Origin of the sequence: Bradyrhizobium sp. BR 1432, assembly GCF_051547705.1 — a bacterium.
Lineage (GTDB): Bacteria > Pseudomonadota > Alphaproteobacteria > Rhizobiales > Xanthobacteraceae > Bradyrhizobium > Bradyrhizobium zhanjiangense.
In genome coordinates this window covers 678,471-703,674 of sequence record NZ_JBPUGF010000003.1, presented here as the reverse complement: position 1 = coordinate 703,674, position 25,204 = coordinate 678,471, and the positions used below count along the sequence as shown (strand labels likewise).

The 25,204-nt window shown below is 57.9% G+C and carries 14 protein-coding genes and 3 pseudogenes; 9 read left to right on the top strand and 8 right to left on the bottom strand.

Annotation, left to right across the window (positions count from 1 at the left end):
- The first annotated feature begins 259 nt into the window (after positions 1-259).
- From ACSKB8_RS03450 to ACSKB8_RS03415, 8 genes and pseudogenes are all read left to right on the top strand, one after another.
- Positions 260-835, top strand: coding sequence for a hypothetical protein (locus tag ACSKB8_RS03450; protein ID WP_438102508.1), 576 nt, complete (start codon positions 260-262; stop codon positions 833-835).
- 404 nt (positions 836-1,239) lie between these two features.
- Positions 1,240-3,348: an N-6 DNA methylase gene (locus ACSKB8_RS03445; protein WP_438102506.1), complete on the top strand. Its 2,109-nt coding sequence runs from the start codon at positions 1,240-1,242 to the stop codon at positions 3,346-3,348.
- A gap of 318 nt (positions 3,349-3,666) precedes the next feature.
- Positions 3,667-4,728, top strand: a complete 1,062-nt coding sequence (locus ACSKB8_RS03440; RefSeq protein WP_438102505.1) for a restriction endonuclease subunit S — start codon at positions 3,667-3,669, stop codon at positions 4,726-4,728.
- The gene (mads6, locus tag ACSKB8_RS03435) at positions 4,716-7,541 is read left to right on the top strand and encodes a methylation-associated defense system protein kinase MAD6 (protein ID WP_438102503.1); all 2,826 of its coding nucleotides are present in this window, start codon (positions 4,716-4,718) and stop codon (positions 7,539-7,541) included. Before ACSKB8_RS03440 ends, mads6 begins: the two co-directional genes overlap by 13 nt.
- Positions 7,542-7,714: 173 nt before the next feature.
- Positions 7,715-8,635: a hypothetical protein gene (locus ACSKB8_RS03430; RefSeq protein WP_438102501.1), complete on the top strand. Its 921-nt coding sequence runs from the start codon at positions 7,715-7,717 to the stop codon at positions 8,633-8,635.
- A 232-nt stretch (positions 8,636-8,867) separates the two neighbouring features.
- On the top strand, positions 8,868-10,475 hold the full coding sequence (mads7, locus tag ACSKB8_RS03425; RefSeq protein WP_438102499.1) for a methylation-associated defense system protein MAD7: 1,608 nt from the start codon (positions 8,868-8,870) through the stop codon (positions 10,473-10,475).
- Positions 10,476-10,603: 128 nt separating this feature from the next.
- The gene (locus ACSKB8_RS03420; RefSeq protein ID WP_438102497.1) at positions 10,604-15,907 is read left to right on the top strand and encodes a hypothetical protein; all 5,304 of its coding nucleotides are present in this window, start codon (positions 10,604-10,606) and stop codon (positions 15,905-15,907) included.
- Positions 15,908-16,227: 320 nt separating this feature from the next.
- Positions 16,228-17,423, top strand: a pseudogene (locus tag ACSKB8_RS03415) (IS256 family transposase).
- Between the two features lie 214 nt (positions 17,424-17,637).
- Here ACSKB8_RS03415 and ACSKB8_RS03410 read toward each other — a convergent pair.
- From ACSKB8_RS03410 to ACSKB8_RS03390, 5 genes and pseudogenes are all read right to left on the bottom strand, one after another.
- Positions 17,638-17,877, bottom strand: a pseudogene (locus ACSKB8_RS03410) (integrase core domain-containing protein); the annotation flags it as partial.
- 335 nt (positions 17,878-18,212) lie between these two features.
- A pseudogene (gene istB, locus ACSKB8_RS03405) lies at positions 18,213-18,972 on the bottom strand (IS21-like element helper ATPase IstB).
- 14 nt (positions 18,973-18,986) lie between these two features.
- Positions 18,987-20,507, bottom strand: a complete 1,521-nt coding sequence (gene istA, locus ACSKB8_RS03400) for an IS21 family transposase (protein WP_438102495.1) — start codon at positions 20,505-20,507, stop codon at positions 18,987-18,989.
- A gap of 528 nt (positions 20,508-21,035) precedes the next feature.
- Positions 21,036-22,229: an IS91 family transposase gene (locus tag ACSKB8_RS03395; protein ID WP_438102493.1), complete on the bottom strand. Its 1,194-nt coding sequence runs from the start codon at positions 22,227-22,229 to the stop codon at positions 21,036-21,038.
- Positions 22,230-22,238: 9 nt separating this feature from the next.
- The gene (locus ACSKB8_RS03390; RefSeq protein ID WP_438110372.1) at positions 22,239-23,099 is read right to left on the bottom strand and encodes a tyrosine-type recombinase/integrase; all 861 of its coding nucleotides are present in this window, start codon (positions 23,097-23,099) and stop codon (positions 22,239-22,241) included.
- A gap of 110 nt (positions 23,100-23,209) precedes the next feature.
- Between ACSKB8_RS03390 and ACSKB8_RS03385 the strand changes: the two genes are divergently transcribed.
- Positions 23,210-23,455, top strand: a complete 246-nt coding sequence (locus tag ACSKB8_RS03385; protein ID WP_438102491.1) for a hypothetical protein — start codon at positions 23,210-23,212, stop codon at positions 23,453-23,455.
- 93 nt (positions 23,456-23,548) lie between these two features.
- On the opposite strand, the gene ACSKB8_RS03380 is transcribed toward ACSKB8_RS03385, so the two are convergent.
- From ACSKB8_RS03380 to ACSKB8_RS03370, 3 genes are all read right to left on the bottom strand, one after another.
- Positions 23,549-23,782 carry a hypothetical protein gene (locus ACSKB8_RS03380; protein ID WP_438102489.1) on the bottom strand — a complete coding sequence of 78 codons (234 nt, stop codon included), beginning with the start codon at positions 23,780-23,782 and terminating at the stop codon, positions 23,549-23,551.
- 226 nt (positions 23,783-24,008) lie between these two features.
- A complete protein-coding gene (locus ACSKB8_RS03375) occupies positions 24,009-24,263 on the bottom strand; it encodes a hypothetical protein (RefSeq protein WP_438102487.1) in 255 nt (84 codons plus the stop codon).
- A gap of 226 nt (positions 24,264-24,489) precedes the next feature.
- Positions 24,490-24,891, bottom strand: coding sequence for a hypothetical protein (locus tag ACSKB8_RS03370; protein WP_438102486.1), 402 nt, complete (start codon positions 24,889-24,891; stop codon positions 24,490-24,492).
- Between the last annotated feature and the right edge of the window lie 313 nt (positions 24,892-25,204).

The window sequence follows — 25,204 nt, the reverse complement described above, 5'->3', positions numbered from 1 at the left end:
GGAGTACGCGGGGCACAGCAACATTGAAACGCTGAGGCCTTACCTGACCGCACTTACGAAGGCCCGAGTAGATCGCGCGACGAGCGCCGATCTCGCCAACCTGGAGGAAAAAAAGCGGCTTCTTGAACGCGAAATCAGCATGCTACAGATCCGAGTGCGACATCTACGGCGATCCTCAGATTGGTAGAGCCCCGCCAATGAGCTATGGACAGTCTGACGGTTTGTTATATAACGAATTCGTTACATAACAAGGTGGCGCATGCAATATGCCGACATCCGCGATTATATCCACGCCCTCGGGCGCAATCCCGAACTGGCGGTCATTTCCCTGCAAATGGCCGCGGATTTCCGGCGCGTCAGCCGAGCCGCCATCGATAGGATGGTGCGCATCGGCCAGTTGCAGGAGGTCAAAATCAAAAACACCCGTTGCGTGCTGGCGCGCGACCTAGTGAAGCTGGCGGAAGCATTTGAGCACGAGGTGCAGATCGTCCGGGACTACCTAGCTGAGGCCGCCGCGAGCAGGAATGTCGTGTTCTACGAGCAAGTCATGAAGGTGCTCGGTCTGTCGAGAACTGTGCCGGCGCACCGAACCAAGATCGGTGAGATCTTGGGAAAGGTGTCCGAGGAGAGTTTCGCGCGGCGCAAAATCCTTCTATCGGCAATAGTCCATCGCAAGACTGCCGGCCGCACCGCCCCGGGCCCAGGATTTCTTCCTTTGGCGCGTCAGCTCGGCTTCAGCTGGCAGGACGATCGCCTCTTTGTAGAGCAGCAGGTCGAACGCGCTTTTGACCACTACGCGGGAGAAAACCGTAGAAAGCGTGCGCCCCGGCGATGATATGCAATTGAGCTCACCAGAATTTGGCGGGACCGAAGCTAATCCAGAAACTCTCGTCTGTGGGGACCGGCGCGGGTAAGAGCTTGGAGGCTTGCGCGAGAGCCCCTTGGCAGTCGACATCTAGATTAATCCGGTCGAGCAATGCGACTCGGATGCTAGCACAGACCAAGTGATTCCGAACGCCGCGGTCGCCTTTTTCCACCTGTTCCGTCCGAGCCAACTAGGGCTTAAGCAGGGGCCCCTCATTGCGGCTTCTGGTTGCTTCGCTGCAATTCATCGCTTACTTCTAGGCTTGAGTCTCGGGATCCGTGCTTGTGTTGCTCTGAGGAGTCACCTGGAAGTGGGATGGTTTAAGGTCTCGCGACCGAACGGGCGGACCTTAATGATTTGTGTTGGGGGGATAGATGGCGCGTCCGCGCAAGCTAAACGATGACGACGTCATCGATACGGTAGCTGATGCAGGTGAACACGATGTGGGCATGGTCGACGGCGAAGACGGCAGCGATGAGCTGATACCTCAAGATACGCTAATATGTGCCCTAACGGGTCACTCGAAGATCGACAAGCCCGAAGAGCGCGTACTGCAGAGCCTAATCGAGCAATTGCACCGCGAGTACCGTATCGAGCTTTCCGACATGGAACGTGATGTCAAGGTGGCGTGCCGAGACGCTGCCGAAAAGAAGAAGACTGTTTCGATTGGTGTCGCTGTTTACGAAAGTGGCAAGCTGCACACTCTAGACAATCTAATTCGCGTCGTGCTCGTTGCGAAGAGCAATGCCAAAGTCTCGGATGCCGCTATAGGTCAGCTCGAGCTGGTCCTGTCGAATTTAAACGAAGCACGCAGTGAGGTCTACGGAGTGTGGACCAATGGGAAGGAAATGGCGTTTCGTATGCGTACATACGATGCCGCCAATGGCTTCCCGGTGATTACTGAGCTGACAGACTTTCCAGCGCCTGATGAAACACTTGCCGACTTAGATGACGCTGACCGCCGCGCGCTTCGCGTAGCGGCAGGCAACTCGCTGCTACGCGCTTTCAATCACTGCCATGATTACCTATCCACTCATGGTTTGCGCGATGAAAAGGCGTTTTGGCAGCTTCTCTATTTGATTTTTGCAAAGATCGTTGACGAGCAGCAAAGTAAGCGCCTGTTTTTCGTCGGCGCTACGGAGCGTAACACGCCCGAAGGCCAAGCTCGAATTGCCAAACGCATCCATGCTCTGTTCGATACCGTGAAGGGGCAGGTTAAGGATGTGTTCGATGGCTATGAGCGTTTAGAACCGAATGACCGAAATCTTGCTTATGTTGCCGCACAGCTGGCACGATTCGATCTTCTCTCCGCGGATACCGACGCGAAGGGTATGGCATTCGAAGCGATCACCTCACACACACTGAAGCAGAAGAAGGGGCAATTTTTTACTCCGCGCAATGTTATTCGGATGATGGTTGAAATGGTCGATCCTCAGCCGGGCAAACGCGTGCTCGACCCCGCATGTGGCAGCGGCGGCTTTCTTATAGTGGCGTTGAACCACGCCCGTCGTCGTTTCCTCAAAGAGGTCGGCTGCCCATTTCCAGATGATGCGGTACCGAGCGAACGGAAGAAGGCTGACCCTCTCGTGAAACGGTATGCACGGCAGAGCTTGTATGGCTTTGACGTGGACAGCGATCTTCGCAAGGCCGCCCGCATGAACATGGTCATGAACGGCGACGGCCACGGGCACATCTTCAACTTCAATAGTCTTGAGTATGGCGTTTACGGTGAGAAAGAAAGTATCGGTAGCTCGCGTTATCGTACACCTGAAATGGTTACGATGGAACGCGAGCTGGGCGTGGGTCCTGGTGAGGCGCATCGCCAATTTGACTACGTTTTCACGAACCCTCCCTTCGGAGCAAAAATTCCCGTCGAGGATCCTGAAGTTCTGCGGCATTACGACCTGGGGTTTACTTGGAGGCGCGATGGCGCGAGATGGGTAAAATACGCGTTGCAGAAAAAAGTCGCGCCAGAGGTGCTTTTTATTGAGGCTTGCTGGAAGTTTTTAAAGCCCGGTACCGGTGTTATGGCACTTGTTTTGCCGAACGGCATCTTGGGTAATCCCGGGGAGCAGATGGAATTTGTGCGGCATTGGCTCTTAACTCATAGCGAGTTGCTCGCCAGCGTCGACTTGCCTGCTGAAACGTTCCTCCCGCAGGTTTCAGTGCAAGCGAGTTGCGTCCTCGTGCGTCGACGCGCCCCAGAAGAGACACGTATGCTGGGTCCACGCGGGCCCAAACAGCAGCCCGTATTTATGGCCATAGCGGAGGAATGTGGTCATGGACGACGAGGTGAACCACGGTACTTGCGCGAGCCGGACGGAAGCGAAAGCTTGTTCGAAACTGAAGCTCCTGATCGTTGGGAGCGTGAAGGACTGATCCACGAGCGCACACGCATCCGTAAAGGCAAGAGGATTGCCGATGACCTGCCGCTCATCGCAGAGGAATATCGCCGGCTCGTTGCAGAGGGGCGATTCAGGTGAAAGTCTTCGTGATTGATGATGCTCAATCTAGGACTCTGCGAGCTTTAAACTATAATCCTGCGATAGAGCGAATCCGCCTGGCCGGTACCAATTCTGCTCGTCCTCTCCACGAAATCGTCAAAGCTTTTGGTCCTGCGTACGGCTCAGTGTTCACACGACTAGATTGTGAACCCGATCATGGAATCGAGCTTGTAACACAGAGCGATATGTTCTTGGCCGAGCCACGAGGCCGAGTGATCCGTCGCGATTCCATGCCGGAGCCCGAAAAGCACCTCATTGAACGAGGACACGTCCTGATCGCGGGCGCAGGAACCCTCGGTGAAAATGAAATTTATGGCAGAGCCTTGCTCGCGGATGGTCGAACTCGCGGGCAAGTACGTGGGGCCGCATGCTATGACGCTGGTGCTCGAAGATCCGACCGACGATTTCTCGCTTTTCGCTTACGCGTGGTTGGCGAGCCCCACTGGAGTTCAGGCGATTCGGGCCACGAGTTATGGCACGAAAATTCTGGGAGTTCGCAAGGATCTTCTCAGAGCGCTACCAGTTCCTGTAGCGCCGAATTCAATTGTACGGCGAGTGGCCAAACTAGTCCGTCGGTGCACCTCTGGACGTGAAGAATACGCTACTGAGATCCGCGAAGCTCAAATCTTGCTAGAGCAGACGCCTGAGATGCGTGACGCCTTTGAGGCCTGCTCTACTCGGTCAAGTCGCAGTATTGTGTGGGATGGTCCATTGCCGTCAATCCGGGCTTGGAATTTCGCTGCCGGGGGTGGCGTTGTCCGCTTGCTTGGACAACGATGGAAAGCACAGCTTCGCGATGTATTAGTTGCCAATGGCATCTTTAATGGTCCGCGATTTGCTCGAGTGGAATGCTCACCGCCATACGGAATTGACTTTCTATCCCAGCGTGACGTCTTCATGATCCGGCCGGTGGGCCGCCGCATAGTGCTGCCCGCTATTCCAAAAAGGCTCCTGTTCGTTCCGCGCAACGCTCTTCTTGTCGGTAGCCACGGGCAGATGAATGAGGGATCTATTTTTGGGAAGGTAGAGCTGGCTTCGTTCGCTGGCTGGCGTTCTGGGATTACCCAGGATATTTTGAGAGTACTCGCTCAAGATTGCTATCGCGAGTTGGCCTACGCGTTTCTCTCCACCACGGTCGGCCAGTGGCTTCTAAAGTCAACCGCAGTGGGGACCAGCATACCTTCCATGCGTCTCGATTTGCTTGAGCGCCTTCCGTTCCCGGATCCTTCGTTAGTTACACTCGACAAAATCCGGCAGCACGTCTTGAAAGCTGAAGAAGCACGCATTGCAGCTGACGAAGCTGAGGCTGCTGCAATCCGCATCATCGAGGAGGAGGTTCTTCCGCAATGGCTCGCGTGATACACACGCCGTCCGGTGGTGATGGCCCCGTGGGCCCCTTCGAAAGGGACGTCCTGGAAGTATTGCGGAAGACCCTGCCTCGGACCTGGGGATTAGCTCCGAATTTTCAAATCAAGCAACGGGGACACGACGCACTTGAGTACGACATAGTACTTTTGGCTGCCCATTCCATTTTCGTGATCGAGGCCAAAGAATGGTATGGCCGCCTCACGGGTGACGATCAGGAGTGGCTACTCAACCAGACGCCAAAGCGTTGCCCAATGTGGACCGTCAACCACAAATGCAAGGTCCTAAAGACAGAGCTTGGCGCGCTTGCGAACAACGCGCAGGTAGCACCAGTGTTAGTAGTGCCGGATGGCACAGCAATTCTTGTGAGCGGCGCGTGGAAAGCCTCAGTCGTCAACATGAGCGATCTCCCAAAGTGGCTGCAAAATCCACGTAACGTGCCTTCCCATCGGCAGGGGCTTGATCTCACGTCATTGTTTCCAGCCATCGAATTTGCGCTTCAAGGAAAGTGGGCTTCCCGTCAGCGACAAAAGCGACGCCGAATCGGCAGTTATGAAGTTACCGAGATCCTACAGGTGGAAGCAAACGAGGCAGCATACGTTGCGCGCCGAGCCTACGTTGAGGGCGATCAATCGCGCTACCGAGTTCGAACCTGGAAGATAGATACTTACGGCAGCCATGAGGAAGTCGAACAACGAAAGGCGGTCGTGCGTAGGCCCACCGAGGCGGTAGCCCGTATCGGTCGTCATCCCTATTTGCTTCCCGTACTCCAGTTCGACTGCTTGGACGAGGATCACGAGTTTTTCGAGGTCACCGAGTGGTCCGAATATGGAACGCTTCACGGTTTCCTTACCAATGCAGAGCGAGATCGTCTCACTATCCGCGAGCGCCTCGAGATTGCTGAAGGTGTTGCGGCGGCGCTCGGAGCCGTGCATGGCGCGGGTATTGTCCATCGAAACGTCTGTCCCTCTACCGTGCTAATAGGCTTCGATCGTAGACCGCGGTTGACCGACTTCGATCGCGCCTGGATGGATGCCAACAGCACGGTATTTCCTGATACAGAACGCTTAGCCAATAGAGCCTATCTCTCGCCTGAGCTATCGAATGTGGCGGACTACGACTTTGATGCCGCCTCCGATATGTATTCGTTTGGAGTCTTGCTCTACCAGCTTCTGACCGATGAGTTGCCGTTCGATGGCCCTGAGGTAGCCTTGGCATCTGGTGGTTGCCCGTTGAAGTTGCCCTCTGAGGTTCGGGCGGGGATCGACACAAGCATTGACGAGCTTGTACTCGATCTGCTTCGAACCGACGATTCCGAGAGACGACCTACTGCCGCGGATGCATTTGCGCGCCTGCAAAGTGTGCTCGGAATGACCACCGGCCATGGCCGAAAGGGGGCATCGCAACCATCTGTGATAGCGCCTGCGAAACTTGAAGTGGGAGCTATCCTTGATGGAGTTTGGCGTCTTGACGAGGAAATAGGTAACGGCACCTTCGCAAAGGTGTATCGGGTGTTTAACCTTGACCACCAACGAACCTACGCAATGAAGGTGTTGGTAGACGTAGATAACGCCGATTTGGCGGTGCACGAATTCACTAAGATTCAGCCACGCTTGCCAACGCACCCAAACATCGTTCGTAATGTGTGGATGGCTCGTCTCGGCGTGCCACTCGAGTATCCCTACATTGTGTCGGAGTTCGTTCAAGGGGAAACCCTAGAGCCCTACTGCAACGATCAGCGCCGGCTAGCTTGGTCAGACATAAAGTCCATCGGAATGGCGGTGCTGGATGCTCTGGAAGCATTGCATCGTAACGGTGTCTATCATCGCGATATCAAGCCTCCCAACGTGATGTTGGAGCTTCCATCGTATAAACCAAAGCTTATCGACTTCAACATCGCTGCACCGGCAAGTGAAGCTAAAGGTAAGGCTGGGACGCGTCGTTATTGGGCGCCGGACGTTACGAGTGCAGGATGGGGGGCGCATGCTGATCTTTTCTCTTTTGGAGTGGTTCTCTATGAGCTGATCGTTCACAGGCACCCTTTTCTGCAAGATCGACCAGAAAATGGGGCGCCATACGATCCACGTCAGATCTCGGTTGGCGTTCATTTCTCTGATGAGCTCGCCGAGTTCTTGATTAAGGCAGTGCAGCCTCGGGCCATCGATCGCTTTCAGTCCGCATCGGAAATGCGGGCGGCGCTTGCCGCTGTGCCATCGATGTTGGCTCCGGCGAAGCAAGTCGCCTCGGCAGATCCATTCGGTGGTCTTCAGCTCGAGCCCGATGAAATTGGCCGCGCTGACTATAATCCCTACGTCTCGCGCATGCTAACGCTGTACAGCCAGGCGCGGAGGACGAACACCGGGACGCGGGGGCTCGATGAAATTGCGCGGCTCACTTACGTCCGTACCGGACTTGACGAGAAGTTGGCTCCGGCCATCACAACTGGCTGTTATCGGTTAGTCATCGTTACGGGTAACGCTGGAGATGGAAAGACGGCCTTTCTTCAGCAAGTTGAACATCTGTTTGATCAGAACGGCGCGAATGTGGTGCGACTCCCGAGCAAAAATGGCTCAACATGGACGTGGGAGGGGAAGGCCTACGAGACAAACTATGACGGCTCTCAGGACGAGGAAGACCGCTCGAGCGACGCAGTGTTGGATTCATTTCTAAAGCCCTTCGAGGGTGAGGAAATCGCTGGTCTCGCTGGTTCTAACGTGCGCCTGATTGCGATCAATGAAGGCAGGTTGCTGGATTTTCTAGCCATGGTCCGCGTACTAGCGCCTACACGGGCATTCGACGTTTCGTGAACGATGCGTTGGCGGGTAGCCCGCCCCCAGAGGGGGCGCTTCTCGTCAACCTAAATATGCGCGCGGTGACAGCCGGTGGATCTAAGTCCCTGGTTGAACGACAACTGATGCAACTCTTGAAGCCAGAGCTGTGGGCGCCCTGCGATCGATGCTCCATTCGGGAGTCATGCCCGTTGCTGCACAACGCGAGTACGTTGCGCGATTCAAATTCCGGTCCTGCAGTGCGGGAGCGCGTCCTCAGGCTGTTTGAAGTCGTTCATCTGCGCCGCCGCGCACATATCACAATGCGAGATCTTCGGTCGGCGCTTTCCTGGTTCTTACTGCGGGACCATGGGTGCGCCGATGTGAAAGGCTTGCTCGCACAGTTGGATCAACTTGGGCCGGAGCGTTTGGTCGCGCTCTACTATACGGAAGCATTTGCCGATCAAGAGTTCGCGCTACCGATCAGTGCATCGGGGCCCGATCGTGCGGTTGATCGTCTCGTGCGTCAATTGCGCGAAACCGATGTGGGGCGTGTGAATCACCCTGTATTGGATAGGCAGCTTGACTACGACGTCGATAGTGCTGTCCCATGGATGACTTTCGATGGCCGATCGAAGGTTGCGGCGGCCCAGCTGCGACGTTATGCAGCTGGCGTGCCGCGCCCGAGCGACAGCATTGCGCTTGATGTAGTGGCCGAAGCGAGGCGAAATCTCACGGCGGTACTCCGTCGGTGGGCGTTCTACGAGCGACGCGACAACAGTTGGCGCGACATGCTGCCTTACACGTCCGTTGGGCTTCTCGAGTCGGTAATCAGCGCGAAGACACCCGAAGAACGTGCCACCACGCGGACCACTCTACGAGACCGCGTGGTCGAAGCCGTAAGCGTGGCCGAAGGTGTTCGAAACCCGCTTCTTCGCCAGAATTACTTGGCGCTCCGGGTCTCAAGGGTGGCACAAGCTGCAATTCGCTCTTATCGCCTGTTTCCCAAGGATGATTTCGTCATTGAAGTTTCAGTACCGGCATACGGCGATTTTCTCGAGTTTGCCCCGATGCAGTCCAATTGGTTTCGGTACGGGGACCCGCACGATTGCGAATCTCACTCGACCTACTAGAAATGATGGAATTAATTCGGAATGGCTACAGACCCACTGCAGCTGATCTCCAGGGTCTATTTGTAAATCTACTAATCTTCCGCAACGAGCTGGCCTCTACGATCTTTGATCGTGTGCTGTTGTCGTCAGATGATGAGCAGTTTTACGATGTATCTGCAGAGAGCCGACCAGAGGGGATCAGACTGGTGTTGACTCGTCAAAGCATTGAAGCAATAGCGCGTCAGGAGGGTGCATGAAGCTCCGCAAGCAAGATCAGGAGTTCCGTAACCCTCGGATTTTCTACCCCGATCCAAAGAATGCCGATCTGGATCGCGTGCTAGTCGTGCTTTTCCTTTGGTTAAAGACAGGCGGCATGCGACCGGCCACGACCGGCCGACAAAAGACTGAGTTCGAAAAGGTGGACGTTCACTTCAAGCGGTTAGCTGGACTGCCCGGTGTCACAGGGTTTGCTGAAAACGGGGAGATTGCGCGGCAATGGCTGGAGACCGACGTATTCGATCTAGTGAACCGCGGGCGTCCCACCGAGGCGATTGCATCGCTGCGGCCCCTGCACTTGGATGCCCACAAAATTCGAGTGGCGAAATACTGTCGCGACTATAATTTTGCGGATGCCCTTTATGCCATGCTGGAGTACGGCGAAGGGAATGCGCATAAAGAATTGAAGGCATATCTTGAGCGAGGTCGGCATTTTCAGGCCGGCGCAAGGCTTGACCTAGAAACGTTGGCGGTCCTCAAATTAGTTGAAGGTGTCGCCGATATGCATCCGTCGGGCGAGAAGATTACTCCGTATCCGCCCTTGTGCATCGGCCAATCTCGTGTCCTCTGCGACGACATCGAGCGTATTCTATCTTATCAAGACGTTCCACGGCCGGTAATGATCGAGTATCTCCGGACAATCCTCGGTTTGCACTTGGGCATCTATACGCTCCGGCTTGGTCGTCAGCTTTCCGGTTGGATTCGAGACTGTGGTTCTCACGAGAAATGTCGTTCGTGCCCCGTATACGGCAATAGTGAGGCTCCTTTCTCGGATTGCCCTTATCCTGTGACCTTCACTACGGACATGGGCGGTGATTATCGTAGTCGTATGGCGCAGCTATCTCAGGAGAGTGCTGCCTCCGCATATTCGATGCTGGGCGACTTTATAAAGTCCGTATTCGCGATGAATCAGCTTCTCAGGTACGCGCACGAAGAAAAGATTTCGGACGACCCACTTGAAGTGCCCGCGTTGTTGGCCAATCCGACTCCGGAGTTTGAATCGGATTTCAAGGCAGTACTGAAGCAGATTCGTAGCTTAAATGAGGACGACGAGAGTCTAGCGCCAGAGATCAATGCCATTCTCGATGCGGGGCTGTCGTCTTTCGATACTCTAATTGAGCTTGTCACGCACGTTCGCCAAGCGCATCACATTAAATATCTAGTGCAGATGCTTGACAAGTTGTTTCAGAAGAACTCGCCATTTGGGACTCTGGTACAGGGGAAGTCAAAGACCAACCCTCGTCGCTGGCACTTAGGCGGCCGAGCGCTTGAAGTCCTCGTTCAGCTTGCCGTCTTGAAAGTGAGGGATACCGCCGCCGGTCGGCGTTTCGAAACGGAGCCAATTCTTGTCGAGGATTTTTTAACATGGGTAGAGACGCGCTACGGTTTCGTTATAGCCCCGGGGGTAACTAGTACGGGGCGTAAGCCTGTTTCGTTGGACGAGCACAGGGCATTCCGCGAAAACGTGCGTGCTCTCAAGGATCGACTGCGAGAGATCGGGTTTTATGACGACCTCTCGGATGCGTACAACGCACAGACAATTCGTCCTCGCTATCGCCTTCGAGCCGAGGAAACCGCGCTGTGATAGATTTGCCCCTAATCATTCCGGCTTCTCCTGACGACCACTTCGACGCGCTCTCTGACGAGCTCGCGCCCAAGCTTCGTAAGGTGTTGGAGTCAGCCGGTCTTGGTCATCGACTACGGGTAACCACATTGCCGGAAGCTGTCATGGGACGGCTTGCGGTGGTGCTCGATGACACGCGATGGATAGTCCGTGTGCTGAACGAACGACCTGAGAAGCCCTATGAGGCTACTGCGGCTTCAATAATTCGACTTCGTGATCACGCCGACGCTCCGCTTCTTGTCTTCTTCCCTCCGGGCCCCCGCACTGCGTCGGAAGATTCCCTTGATATTGCAACTTTCACGGAGTTGTCGCTGGAGTCCATGGCACAGAATCTCTCAGACGCCTTAGTCGAGCGTCTGGAGAGCTCGTTCAGACCAGATGTGCGAGAAGTCCTAAGGCACCTCAGCGAGGTTCGCCAAATCCGGAACGTCGATGAGCAGGTTAATTACCTGCTCACGGTAGTTAAGAACGGCGGGACGCGTGAAGCTGCGGGTGGATCAATCTATCTATTTGGCCTCGTTCCAGACTTCGATTTGTTTAATCGAGGCTCGACGAACACACTCAACTGGATCAGTCGCAATCGCCAGAAGTGCGACAAGCTCTCCGATGTAAACCAGCCTCTTCAGAAGCGCCTTAGAGCGGTGGGTTTGCAGAGCGAGGACTTTCAGAAGTCCCTGTTCACTTTTCTTCGGTTGCGCCACACGGAAGGACCGCGCACCTGGGCACAAGCCATCGCATGTGAATCAGTGGGCCGTCAGCTCTCTTTCGATCGCTGGCAGTTTGCCGAGTCCGAGGATGATAATGAATTGAGGATAATCCTGGATCCGCTCAGTTTGCCCCGCCAGATCGCGGATCAGGTAGCTGGTGCTGATAGGATGCAAGTCCTGAACGTCACGGGCCGCGAACCACTCAAGCTTGTGTTTCGCTCCACTCCAAATCCATCGCAAGCTAGCTCGTGGAAGCATTGGCGGGTTCAGCTGCTCTCCATGAGTGAGGAAGGCGCCACGGTTGCTTGGGAAAGCAATAGTTACCCCAAGCCAGCGGCTGGCCGGCTGGCGAAGATCCGTCGCTCTATTAAAGTCGCTGATTTAACGAGTCTCGACGAGGGGACATACTTTCTGCGAGTCGATGCCTACGATGCGGAGGGGACGCTTCTTACAACGCCCCGTCGCATAGACCCGAAAGACGAGTCTTCGCGGGCTGAGAACGAATCCGAACCGTTTCTAGTCATTCGTGACGAAGTTATCATTGACGAGCCGGATGTACGGGCGACCTTCGTGCCATCACTAATGGGCGCGTGGCTCCGGGGCGCACTCAAAGCACTCGACGGTAAGGTGCGTGAGGAGGTTCCGGGCCGTGCCGGCCTCACCGGCTCGTGGAACCACCCAGTGGGCGCGTCAGTCAAAGGTGACCTGCGCTTCAATATCGAGACGGACGGATTTCACGGCTTTGCCGTCGTCGTTCCAGCGCTGTTGCGAAAGATCGAGGTGACGTTTCTGGATAACCCTCGCGATTTTGGTGTTTATTCCATGGTTCTCGGTGGTGCGCGGACGCCCGGGGACGTCGAATTGGTACGGAAGGAGACGGCAGATCTAAGCAATATCCCGGCGGTCAAGCCGTTCCTGTCCGCTCGAGAAGAAGTATTTCGTCGGATCCGAGAGCAGCATTTCCCGCCTGGCGCGATGCCCGAGGAGCGTGCCGCACGGCTGGGCATCATCGAAGTTGTGGACCTTAGCATCCATGCGGAAGCTATTTGCGCGTACGCACAATCGTTCTCCAATCTGGTTCGAGAGGCAATGCATCTTGAGGCGGCGGACCGAGCGGCTCTTGTGAGGAGCATCGCTTGGCTCGATGCAGTCGAGCTGCGTTGGCCCAATCAGTCAGGAGATCCGGGTCGTGGCATTCTCCTCTCGCCCTCCCATCCGCTACGACTGATGTGGCATCTCAAACACACGATAGAGTGCGCTCATGCTGTGCATGCGTGGGAGCAACGTACGCATCAGGTTCCAAACTGGCGTCAATATGTCGAACAGCTCAGAGATGAGTTGGTTCCGCTGAACCTCCCGATGGCCCTATTCGATAGGCGCGGGCGCGCATATGTCGAGACACTGCCAATCACGCCTTTTTGGGGACTGTACCTGCCCGATAGGGATCAAGGCCAGCACGTCGATTCTACCGTTGCCAGGGATCGGATCTTAACGACCTTAGGTGTGCAGGCGCGGTCTGTTTCGGTCACAACTGCAAATCCAGACGAGATTGCGTCGCGGCTGTTCGAGTTCGTATTGCAACATCCCTATATCGATCAATTGCATCTGAACGTGTTTAATCCCGGGAACGGCGAGCTTATCTCAGATGTGCTGCGGAGAATTGAGTTGTTGCGTCGAGCACACCCGCTGCCACTGCCTTTACGATATGTTGTGCATTTATTCGCGAGCTCAAATCAGCTCGAGACGGTGGGAGAAGCTGTGGAGAGCTTGCTTGATCCTGAACGTCAGGTGAGCGAAGACGACGAGTTCACTCTATACAGCGGCAATCATCTACATCCGAAGCTTCTCGTCGCTCGGAACGACGTGGCAGAGTTCGTGTCTAACCACACGCGTTTTCCGGCCCACTTATCCATTCTTATCGAGCAATTCACTGCATCGGGGCGCTTGGGGCCGTTGAATCAGTATCGACGAGGTTCTTTCGTCGGTGGACTTGTTCTAGATCCGGAAACCATCGCTGCGGAGCGATTGGACCCACAGGCGAAAATGACCACGGGGTGGTCAAGGGGAGTGCGTCCGATATCCCGACCGGAGGCCGACCAAACAGAGAACCTCATTGTCGACACGCTTGGCGCAATGCATGTGCTGCAGGCAGCAGTCGCGCTCGGTCAGCCGCCAGATCCTCAAGTGGGACCAATTCTTGCACTGCAGCTTGATACCCAAGCGCAGGCTCTATTGCGACAGGTTCATGATGTCAGCGATCGCGTAATCACAATCGATCGTCACCTTGGCATCGAATTTTTTGATGCGCCGGCTGTTGGTGAGGAAGTTGGGTACTTACTAGACTTCGCCCCAGAGTTCCTACAGGAGGACCGACAGCGGATCGTCGTCACGACTAGGAATGTCAAGGAAATCGAGGGTGTCCTCGCCCCGATGCTCACCCAATACGGCATTCAGTTGCGATCGGGCGATGAACTGATGGTGCTCGATGGCCTACGGTCTCTCTCTGGTCGGCTCGCGCTCCGACTTGAAGGATCGACTACGCGGGCGAAGGAAGTTGTGGGTTTGCTCTTCGCTCGCTGGCTAATGGAGGAGCTCGACGTTCTCGAGAATCGAATAGTAATTCCGCTTGATGCCCATCGTTCGTGGTTCACGGCAGACGCGCCACAACGTAGAGCGGACCTGCTGCTTGTCGGCTTCCCCGGAAATGGTGTCCTTCGCATGGACATAATAGAGGTCAAGTTGCGCGATGACTTACCAGCGTCGGCGCGACCGCCTTTGTACCGGTCGATGCGAGAGCAAACTGACAATACTGAGGAGCGCTTGCGCGACCTGTTTGATCCAAATCGCTACGTTCAGCCTCGTGCCGACCTTCCTCTGCGCGCAAAGGAACTTGCGGGCGTGCTATCTTTCTATATACGTCGCGCTGTTCGATACGGCCTGCTCACGCCGCGGGACGGAGATGTCGCACTTGCCATCGCAGAACGACTTGACGACGGTTATAGGCTTGAAGTCCAGAGCATGGGGATGGTGTTCGAGCGTCTAGGCGCAGGTCATCACATTGACGAAGACGAGCCAGGATTCCCAGTGCACCGTTTCGGTGCAAACAAGGCACGTAAGCTATTTCAAGCTGCGATGGGTCGTTATAGTGAGCGGGCTTCTATGCGATGGGAACGGGAGTCGGTAACGCAGTCGACTACTGAAAGAGGAATCCCTGCACTGATCGACGACGCGGCTGAGGAGAGCCTATTAAACGAGCTTCGCCACTCTTTGACTGTGCGCTCCGAAGACAGTGGTATCGGTCCAACAAGAACCGAATCGTACGCATCTGAAGAGGCAGTCGTCGCACCGCCAAGCGGACCTCACGACGCGCCCTCGCAGAGCACAGCTGAGCCGATTGTTTCGACTGCGCCCGATGCTTCTCTCGACAGACCGATAGAGGCCTCGAAATCCCAGCTATCCCTCCAAGCTAAAGGAAGCAGCGTTATACCTGTCCCTGATGTCGTCCTAGGTGCGACGACTCTGCCACCACAGTATGGTCTGTTGGGACGGTCGGGATCTCAGACTGTTGCGATAGACTTAAACGGTTGCAATACAATCTCATTGTTTGGCGTACAAGGCTTTGGCAAGAGCTATACTTTGGGTGCTATTGCAGAGATGGCATCCAAACAAAATCCTGGCATCAACGTGCTCCAGTCACCGCTTGCGACGGTGATCTTCCATTTTCACAAGAGTGACGCGTACGAGCCAGAGTATGTAGCTGCCATCGAGCCGAATAAAAGAAAGTCAGAAGTTGACAGGCTTCTCGCAGATTACGGGGCAAGTGCGGTGGGGCTTGATGATGTGATTTTGCTGGCGCCTGAAGCGAAGGTCGAACAGCGACGGCGCGAAATCCCTGGCGTAATCGTCGAGCCGATCAAATTCAGCGCAGCCGAGCTTGGAGCGGAGAGTTGGAAGTTTCTGCTCGGAGCCTATGGTAATGATTCACTTTACATTAGGCAGCTCGTTTCAATCATGAGAAGGCACCGGGAGGGACTCTCAATCGAGACTTTCCGTCACGAGATAGAGAACGCGGATCTGCCGCCAGCCTCACGACGCCTCGCTGAGGATCGACTGAGAATTGCGGAACCTTACATTGATGATGAGCGTCAGCTTAGAGATCTTTTGCGTCCAGGCCGGACCGTCATCGTTGATCTTCGTGACGAATGGGTCGAAAAGGACGAAGCCCTTGGACTTTTTGTCGTCATGCTTCGCATTTTTGCAGCAAGTCGGCATGAAGGTCGCGAGTTTAACAAACTCGTGGTGTTCGACGAAGCGCACAAATACATTTCAGAATCTTCACTAATCGGACAGGTGGTGGAAACGATCAGGGAGATGAGGCATCAAGCGACAAATGTCATCATAGCGAGTCAAGACCCTCTCTCTGTTCCGAGAGCGATCATCGAGCTGAGTTCGATACTAATCTTGCACCGAATAACATCACCTCAGTGGCTAAAGCATCTGCGTACCGCGATTGTCGCTCTCGAAGATATGCAAGATGCGGCAGTAACATCCCTCCAGCCAGGAGAAGCCCTGGTCTGGGCACAGCGCAGCACCGATCGGCGCTTCAGCCTTCGCCCGCAAAAGCTAGAAATCAGGCCTCGTTTTTCACAACACGGAGGCGGAACAAAGACTGCAGTCGATGTGTAGCCTCGCTGCCTCGCCCACGATGCCGGCAAAGACCAAAGCCGAAGTCGGTTAGCAGGAAGAAGCGCCGGCGATCGCCAAGCGAGGAGTTCGTCGACTACACCGTCGCGATCGAAAGCTGCGATTTTAGCTACTGGCTGGCGCTCAACACGCTGCGGAATGCATCCCTACTACGAGCAGATGCCTGCGGATCAAGGGCAGGCTGCTGAGGCCGGCCGGGTTGGTAGTGTGTGGAAGGTTCTGCAAAAGCTGAGAGGCTGAAGCGGTCATGGTAAGTCCGGTGATTGCGAAGATCACCGCTCGTAGAGGAGCTTGGACCCGCCATGACCGTGACGAAGATTAGGACGGACGTCTCTGCAGTCAAAGAGTTGTTGAGCTCGGACAAGGAGTTCCTGAAGCCGCTGATCCAGGGTGCGGTGCAGGAAATTCTCGAAGCCGAGATGACGGAGTTGTTGGGTGCGGAGAAAGGAGAGCGCAGCGAGGGACGGCTTGGCTATCGCTCCGGCTACTATCCCCGTTCGCTGATCACCCGGGTCGGCAAGATCGAGCTCAAAGTGCCGCAGGACCGGCAGGGGCGATTCTCGACCGAGCTGTTCGAGCGCTACCAGCGCTCGGAGAAGGCGCTGGTAGCGGCCTTAGCCGAGATGTACGTGCAGGGCGTCTCGACGCGCAAGGTGAAGCAGGTCACCGAGGAACTGGTGGGCCATGCGTTCTCGGCCTCGGCGATCAGCGCCATCAACAAGCGGCTGGATGCGTCGCTGAAGGCCTTTTGCGAGCGCAAGCTCAAGGAACCGTTCCCCTATCTGATCCTCGATGCGCGCTATGAGCGGGTGCGCGAGGACGGCATCATTGCGAGCCAGGCGGTGCTGATCGCGACCGGCGTCGACTGGGAAGGCCGGCGCCAGGTGCTCGCGGTCGAGCTTGCCAACCGGGAGAGCCGATCGAGCTGGAAGGAGTTTTTGGAAGCGCTGAAGGCCCGCGGCCTGCATGGCGTCGAGTTTGTCGTCTCCGACGATCATCCCGGCTTGAAGAAGGCGATCGCCGAATTGCTCGCCGGCGTGTTCTGGCAGCGCTGTTATGTGCACTTCCTGCGCAACGCGCTCGACTATGTGCCGCGCAAGGTCGACGACGATTGTCTGCTCGAGCTGCGCTGGATGTACGACCGGCGCGATCTTGGCGAGGTGCGGCGCGATCTGGCGGCCTGGCTCGGCAAATGGAGCGGCAAGTACCCCAAGCTCACCGGCTGGTGGAGGACAACATCGAGGAGACGCTCACCTACTTCCGGCTGCCGCTGGGGCACCGCAAGCACATGAAGTCGACCAACATGCTGGAGCGCCTCAACGAGGAGATCCGGCGGCGCACCTACGTGGTGCGAATCTTCCCCAACGCCGAGAGCTGTTTAAGGCTGGTGCGGGCGCTGACCGTCGAGCGCCACGAGGCCTGGCTCGAGGACCATCGCTATCTCAACATGGATCTCTTGAAGGAGCACAAGAAGGAGACGCTGCGCCGGGCGGCCTGACGATGCTCAGGCCCACCAAGAGGATGGACGCCACCCCTCTCCGCCGCCGTCGCTCGCCAGCGCTGCGCTTGGGGCGAGCGAGCGACGGCGGCTCCGAGGGGATGGCTTGGCCGGACCCCATGATCAATTTTGCTGAACTTGACGCACAGAACTGCCGGGTTCAAGACTGATCGGGTGAATGTATCGCTGTTTCTGTTGACCTTGCCCCCAAGTTTTATCCAGTCCTGAGTTCGCTCTGGCTGGTGGGTTTACCCGAATGGGCGGTGGTAGCGACGGGAGCTGGTGCGGAGCCATCGGCATAGCGCAGCGCCAGATCCCGTCGCGGGTTGCAGGTGAAGGCGAACTCCGATGGTGTTTTCCATCCGAGTTGCGAGTGAGGTCGCGTATCGTTGTAGTCGGCCCGCCAATGTCCGAGTTCTACCCGGGCCAGGGCCAGCGAAGTGAACAGCGTCTCCTTGGCGGACTTAGAAAGGCGATACGATTGTGTAAGAACGTCAAAGCTGATGCCGTGGACGCGGGTGCAAAAATCAACTTTCCCAGTTTCGATATAGCCGCGACGATGTATCATGCGGATCGGACCGCTCTACGGATCGGATACCTGTACGAGCTTAGGATCCTGGCGGAGGTCCAGCGCCATCTGGATTATCTTTATCACAATTGCGTATTCCGACGAAGTCGGCCGCGGATTCCGGGCGAAGCCGGCCGCCTGTACCGATTGAAGCCGGCCGTGGATTCCGATGATCCCGGCCGCCTGCCGAGGCGGGCTCTCGCGACGACGTCGTCATCAGGTCAGTTGGCGGGCTCGTCGTCAAGCGTCTGACGCTTGGCGGCGGCTTTGCGCAGGCTCTCGCCCTTGAGTGAGCCTGTGGGCGTTGTGTACGAGGCGATCGAGGATAGCGTCGGCAATGGTTGGGTTGCCGATGAGCTCGTGCCAATGCTCGACCGGGAGCTGGCTTGTCACCAAGGTCGAGCCGCGGCCATGGCGATCCTCCATCATCTCCAACAGGTCGCGTTGCTGCTCGGCAGTCATCGGGGCAAGTCCCCAGTCGTCGAGGACCAGAAGCTCGACACGCGCCAGGGTCCTGAGGAGGCGAGCATGGCGGCCGTCGCCCCGCGCGAGGGTGAGCGCCTCGAACAGCCGCGGCAGCCGTTGATAAAGCACGGAGCGGTTGTCCCGGCAGGCCTTGTGGCCCAAGGCGCAAGCAATCCAGCTCTTGCCGACGCCGGTCGGGCCGATGATGAGCAGGTTCTGATGCCGGTCGATCCACTCGCCAGCGACGAGCTTTTGGAACAGCGGCTTGTCGAGCCCGCGCGGCGCCTTCATGTCGATATCCTCGACGACGGCGTTCTGCCGGAGACTTGCGAACCGCAACCGAGCAACCAGCCGCTTGTTCTCGCGCTCGGTCGCTTCACGGTCGACGAGCAGTGCGAGGCGCTCCTCGAAGGCCAGCGCGGCAATGTCGGGTTGTCGCTGCTGTTCGTCGAGGGCCTTCGCCATGCCGGTAAGCCCGAGCGCGACGAGGCGGTCGTGGGTGGGATGTGTCAACATCGTCTCTCCTTTCTTCACTGGTAGTAATCGGTGCCGCGGATATTGCCGTGTCGGATCGGTGGGCCGTCTGGCGGTCTCTCGTTGGCGTAGGCGCGATCGAGCCCGTGCTGCAGGATCGACTTGATCGAGCCGTAGGTGGTCGCGCCGATGTCGTTGCCACGCTGGCAGGCGGCCTCGATGCGGGCCGAGCCGTAGCTGCGCGCGAGCCGCAAAATGCCGAGACAAGCCCGGAAGCCCTGCTCGGGGTGTGGTTTGGCTTTCATGATTGCTTCGACGAGAGCGATCGTGGCAGGGCCGATCTTGGCGGCTTCTCGCTTGATCCGCGCCGGGGTCCATTCGGCATAACGCCGGTGCGCGCTCGGCATGTGCTCCGGGATCGTGGTGTGGCGGTGGGGTACGTCAGAGCGGGCGTGGCTGGCAACCCGGCTGCCCTTGTGCAGGATCTCGACCGTCCTGTCGGTGACGCGCGCCTCGAGCTCTTCGCGGATCAGACGCGAGGGCACCGAGTAGTAGTGACCGGCGATCTCGACGTGATAGTCGGGCGCGACTCGGCACTTCTTCCACTCGGCATACTGATATGGCATCGGCGGCAGGGCGTTGAGCGCCGGCTTGTCGATCTGTGCGAACAGCTCGTTGCGGCTCACGCCGAGCTTACGCATGATCCTGGCGTTGAGGTCCGCGATCGCCTCGCGGATGGCCCCGTTGAGTTCGTCAAGCGAGAAGAAGCGCCGGTTCCGCAGCCGCGCCAGCACAAACCGCTGGACGATCTGCACCGCCACTTCCACCTTCGCCTTGTCGCGTGGTTTGCGCGGACGCGTGGGCAGGATCGCGGTGCCGTAGTGCTCGGCCAGCTCCTGGTAGGTGCGGTTGATGCCCGGCTCATAGCGACAGGTGGCGGTGACGCCGGCCTTCAGATTGTCGCAGACGATCGCCTTCGGCACGCCGCCGATCGCGCGCAACGTATTGGCGTGCAGCCCGATCCAGTCGGCCAGCCCTTCCGACCAACGCGCCTCGGCAAAGGTGTAGTTGGATGCTCCCAGCACCGCGACGAAGACATGGGCCAGCCGCTGCGCGCCGGTCGCGGCGTCGAACACCGGCACCGTGTCGCCCGCGAAGTCGACGAACAGCTTCTCTCCAGGCCCATGCGTCTGCCGCATGGTCGGCGAGATCGTCTCGCTCCATTCCCGGTAGAGATCGCAAAACCGGCTGTAGCCATAGCCGTCGGCGTGCTCCGCGCGATATTCCTCCCACAGCAGGAGCAACGTCACGCTGCGCCGCTTCAGCTCCCGGTGCACCGCCTTCCAGTCGGGCAACGGCCGCGCCGGCTTCTCCTCGAATGTCGGCGGCGTGAATAGCCGGCGCTCGAGTTCGCCGTCGTCCATCCCTTCCGGCACCGGCCAGGTGATGCCGATCACGGCAGCCCGCCGCAGATACTCGCCAACCGTCGATCGGCTGATGCCGACCGTGACGGCGATCTGCCGCTCGCTCACGCCAAGGGCGTGCCGCAGTCTCAAAACTTCTCGAACCTTCCGCATCGGCGCTCTCTCGGCGGGCATCAGACCTTCCCTTGCTTGGTCGCAAAGGTGGGCTGGTCCGCGATTCGATCGCCGTCTTCGAGAGCGTCAGGCCGGTCTCAACAGGGTGGCCGGCTTCGATCGGAATGGGTGGCCGACTTCCGTCGGAATCGGTGGCCGGATTGCGTCGGAATCAGGGAGGGTTCAAATAGGTTTCGCGTCACAGATGTTGCCGCAAGTTCGGCGCGAGACCTATTTGAAGCCTGATTGAACGAAGCCGCGTCTTATGGGCACGGACCTATGGGCGCTCGATCTGGGCGCCGGTGGGCGCGGCTCGCCCGACGCTGGGTCCGCGGGCGGGTGAGGCCGCAGATTGTCGCTGATGTTGGCAGCAACGGATACCGGCGTCGATAGCGGCGAGCTGCTCGTCCAGCGTGTGTGGCCGACTATGGCTCGCTCGCGGGGCTTTGTGAACGTGCTTGATCGGTCCGATGGAGAACGTCGGCGGGGCGATGCGTGCAATGGGAGCGTATAAGTTGAGGAGGTTCGTCATGATGTGTCGCAGCGAGGTGATGCGCGTCGCAGCGTGTCCGAGCGCGGAACAAGCCCAATCTCGACCATGCGGCCTCCGCAGATGGGGCACAAGTCGAGGCGGCGACCAGTGAGGATGGCATAGCGCTCACGATAGTCGGCAGGTTCAGCAAGTGGAGGCGGCTCTGGCGCCTTTAGCGCCGCTCGGATGCGCGCGAGTTTGGCGACGCGGCAGGCGTTCGCCAGGAAGCCAAAATGACGGATGCGGCGAAACCCCTTCGGCAATACGTGGAGCAGAAAGCGACGGATGAACTCGTCAGTCTCGAGCGTCATCACTTTGGATTTGTTGCCGGCACGATAATCCTTCCACCGAAAGCGGACACGACCATGCTCATAGGCAAGGAGTCGGCTGTTGGCGATCGCAACGCGATGGGTATAGCGCCCGAGATAGGCCAGAACCTGCTCTGGCCCGGCGAAGGGACGCTTGGCATAGACAACCCATTCGAGCTTGCGGAGGGCGTTCAGATGGCGGCCGAATGCCGCCGGTTCGCTCAGGTGGGCGAGGTGGCCGAAGAACTGGAGCTTGGTGCTATCGAACGCCGCCTGGAGGCGCTCCAGGAATAGCCGACGATACAATCGTGACAGGACGCGAACGGGAAGGAAGAAGCCGGGGCGGCAGCCAACCCAGCTTCCATCAGGGGCAATCCCGCCGCCCGGCACAAGGCAATGAGCATGCGGATGATGCGTGAGGGTCTGCCCCCAGGTGTGGAGAATGGCGACCATCCCGGTCTCGGCACCGAGATGCTTCGGGTCGGCGCTGATGAGACGGATCGTCTCGGCCGCCGTCTTGAGCAGGATGTCGTAGACCACCGCCTTGTTCTGCAGCGCGATGGCGGCTACTGGCGCCGGCACGGTGAAGACAACGTGGAAATAGGGGACCGGCAGCAGATTGGCTTGGCGCTCGGCGAGCCATTGGGCGCGCGCGAGGCCTTGGCACTTTGGACAGTGCCGATCGCGACAGCTGTTGTACGCGATGCGAACCAGGCCGCAGTCATCGCACCGCTCGACATGGCCGCCGAGCGTCTCTGTGCGGCACGCCTCGATGGCCGCCATCACACGACGCTGCTCGGATGAGAGCCGAGGGCCCTGGGCGGCACGGAACGCAGCACCGTGGCGGCGGAAGATGTCCGCCACCTCAAGCACGGGGCGCATATGCGCGGCTCAGTCGGGTGGGATGACCGTGATAGAGAGACCATCGAATGGGCTGGTCGTGCGGGCGAGCAGATTGGTCGCAACCTGTGCGTAGCGTGCGGTCGATCCGAGGTCGGCATGTCCGAGCAAAACCTGGATGATACGGATGTCGATCCCGCTTTCCAGGAGATGGGTCGCAAACGAGTGCCTGAGAGTGTGGACGGTAATCGGCTTGGCAATCCGAGCGCGGCGGCGGGCGGCCCGGCAGGCCGCCTGCACGCCGCGGACGCTGACATGTTCACTTGGGTCTTGGCCTGGAAATAGCCACAGCCCCGGCCGTGCTCGCATCCAGTACGCACGAAGAATGTCCAGTAGCCGCGGGGAAAGCATGGCGTAGCGATCTCTGCCGCCCTTGCCGTTCTCGATGTGGATCAACATTCGCTTGCTGTCGATCGAGCTCACCTTCAGGCGTACGACCTCACTAACCCGTAAGCCAGCCGCGTAAGCCGTCGCCAGCACAACGCGGTTGCGCAACCCCGCAACCGCGTCCAGGAAGCGCTCGATCTCTCCGGCACTGAGGACGAGCGGGAGCTTGTCGGGCTTCTGGCCACCGATGATCCGCTCGAATGCCTCCGTCTGCCCGAGCGTCACGCCGTAGAAAAACCGCAGCGCGCAAGCCACCTGATTGATGTGAGACCACGAACGCTTTTGACTGATGAGATGCAATTGGTAGGCGCGGACCTGCTCGAAACTCATCCGGTTCGGTGCGCAGGCGAAATGTCGGCTAAACTTTGCGATCGCATAGATATAGGATTGTTGAGTCGACGGCGACAGATTGCGGACGGTCATGTCCTCGATCATGCGCTGCCGAAGAGGGCTCATCGTAGCCATCTGGGTCTCCTGTCTTGAGAGGGGTGGTGCGAAGACCAACATCCTCTCAGACAGGAGACCTCAGTTCAGCAGGCTTGCCCCCACTCCCGCGCAGCGGGTTCGTTCAATCAGTGGCCGGCTTGCATCGGATTACGCATCACAATCCCGAAGATGCAAAGAGGTTGCGCGTCCCGGACGGATCGCGTGTCATTTTTGATACCCAGGAGAAGTACGAAGGTATGAAGGCGCTTTCCCACGAAATCGATGATCTCGTGAAGAACGTCGCGAAAGAGCAGAAGCCCCAATTGACCCTCGATGTAGGCTCGCATTGGGGAGTAGCGCGCGACGCGATCGGTTCGATCGAGATACCAGGCTAAGCCATCCGGCTAAAGACGACGGACGCTGCCTTGCTCAAATCGCCAGCGATTACCCCTTTGAGACACAGACACATAGACGAGAGACATCGCTGTTCAACTGTTGAACGCCGTCCCTTGTTCGGCGACGGTAGAAGTTCGGCAGCTCCCACCATCCTTCTCGCCGACTTTTTCGCGAAACTTCGGCGCTTCCGGGTCGAATCTCAATTCGCTTTCGATGTCGCGCTCGCGCTCAAGTTCAGGCGTGACGTTCTCGGTTTCAGTTCGCAGAAATGATGTGAACTGATCGCCCTTCAATGCTTGAGCACATCCAAGAAGGCGCGCGACCATTTTGTCGCGCGCTCGCATTCAAGCGCAACCGACAGGTACGATTTGGCGTCATGACGTATGTAAATGTTTAGCGGGGGCACGCCGGCGTCTCGGCACATGCCCCCGGAATCAAGTGTCCCCTGACCGTTTGTGGCTTGCCTTGGGTCACTTCAAGGAAGATCATGGCGCCGAGCACGCTGACCTCCTTCGATGCCCGGAGCCTATGATCACCGGCGCTTTGTCGGTTTCACTTGAGTTCCTCGTAGTCGGCCTGTCGAAACCCGATAGTGTTGACCGTGGACTGCGTGCCGTACCAGGCGCGCAGGGCCTCGCTCGCCAGCGCTTGAGACCGCGCTGCCGACATCTCGTTGCTCGTTGTTCCGCGAGCTTTCTCGCGCACGGTTGCGACCGCGGCCATTTGTTTCATTTGTGCCAACTCCTCGCGGTTCCAGACGGCCACGGCCTCCTTGATGCTCCGGAAGGTCTGGGGCGAGACCAGCATGCCGTTGCGCTCGCAAGCCTCGCAATGAACACGCTAACCCGAGCGCTCGAGAAGGACAACCGGGCGGCCCTTGCAAACCTGGCAGTCGAGTACCTCTGGATTAGGCGCTTCCAGCTTTGTGGGGCTCTCGTTGGTGTTCGGATTAGCTGGTATTCCGCAGTTCCTTCAAGCAGCTCCCGCAGGCGCTCAATGCGAGCGATCCGGAAGGCATGGGCCGGCTTGATCATCAGGGTAGATCCCCCGGATCGGATCCGAAAAATCTGATGGTGAAAATGGCTAGCGTGGCGACGAGGAGTGTTGTCAGCGGACCCGGCCGCTCGTAGTCGGCGTAGCTCCACTCCGCACCATAGAGGCGAACCATCTCGCGATAGGCGCGGTTGAGTAGGATGCGCTCGATGCAGCTTCCGGCAGTGAACGAGGCGACGAGCGCGAGGCCAAAGGCGAAACAGTTATTCATGGAGCCGCACGAGCTACCGCCGGTGACCGCGACGAACGTGAGGATTACGCTCGCGTTGCGAAATGTCTTGATCATGTAGCGCTGCCTTAACGAATCCCTTAGCACTGCAGCCATGACGATTGTCAGCGTCGTTGGTCGCTGATCCGCGGTCTTTCTGCTCGATGTACTCATTTGCCGAATGTCTCTCGGCTGAACGCGGCGAAGGCCCGGCGCGAGATCAACATCTAGCGCCGGGCTTATCCGGAGAAAATCCGGCTAACAGGCCGATGACGCTGTGGTCTGCATCGCGCGAGCGTGGTTGCGCGCGCAAGTTCGAAGTTCCGCTCTCTCCAACCCCTCATCGCGCATGATTCCCGCGCGGGGATATCCTTTTTCGGCCGAAACCTGCAGAGTTTTCGATGTAGCTGTATGCCGCGATTCGTGGTCGCGCGATCAGTTGTAGGCAACAGTGGGTGGACGTTGGGGCTTGTCCATCCTCGCGGCC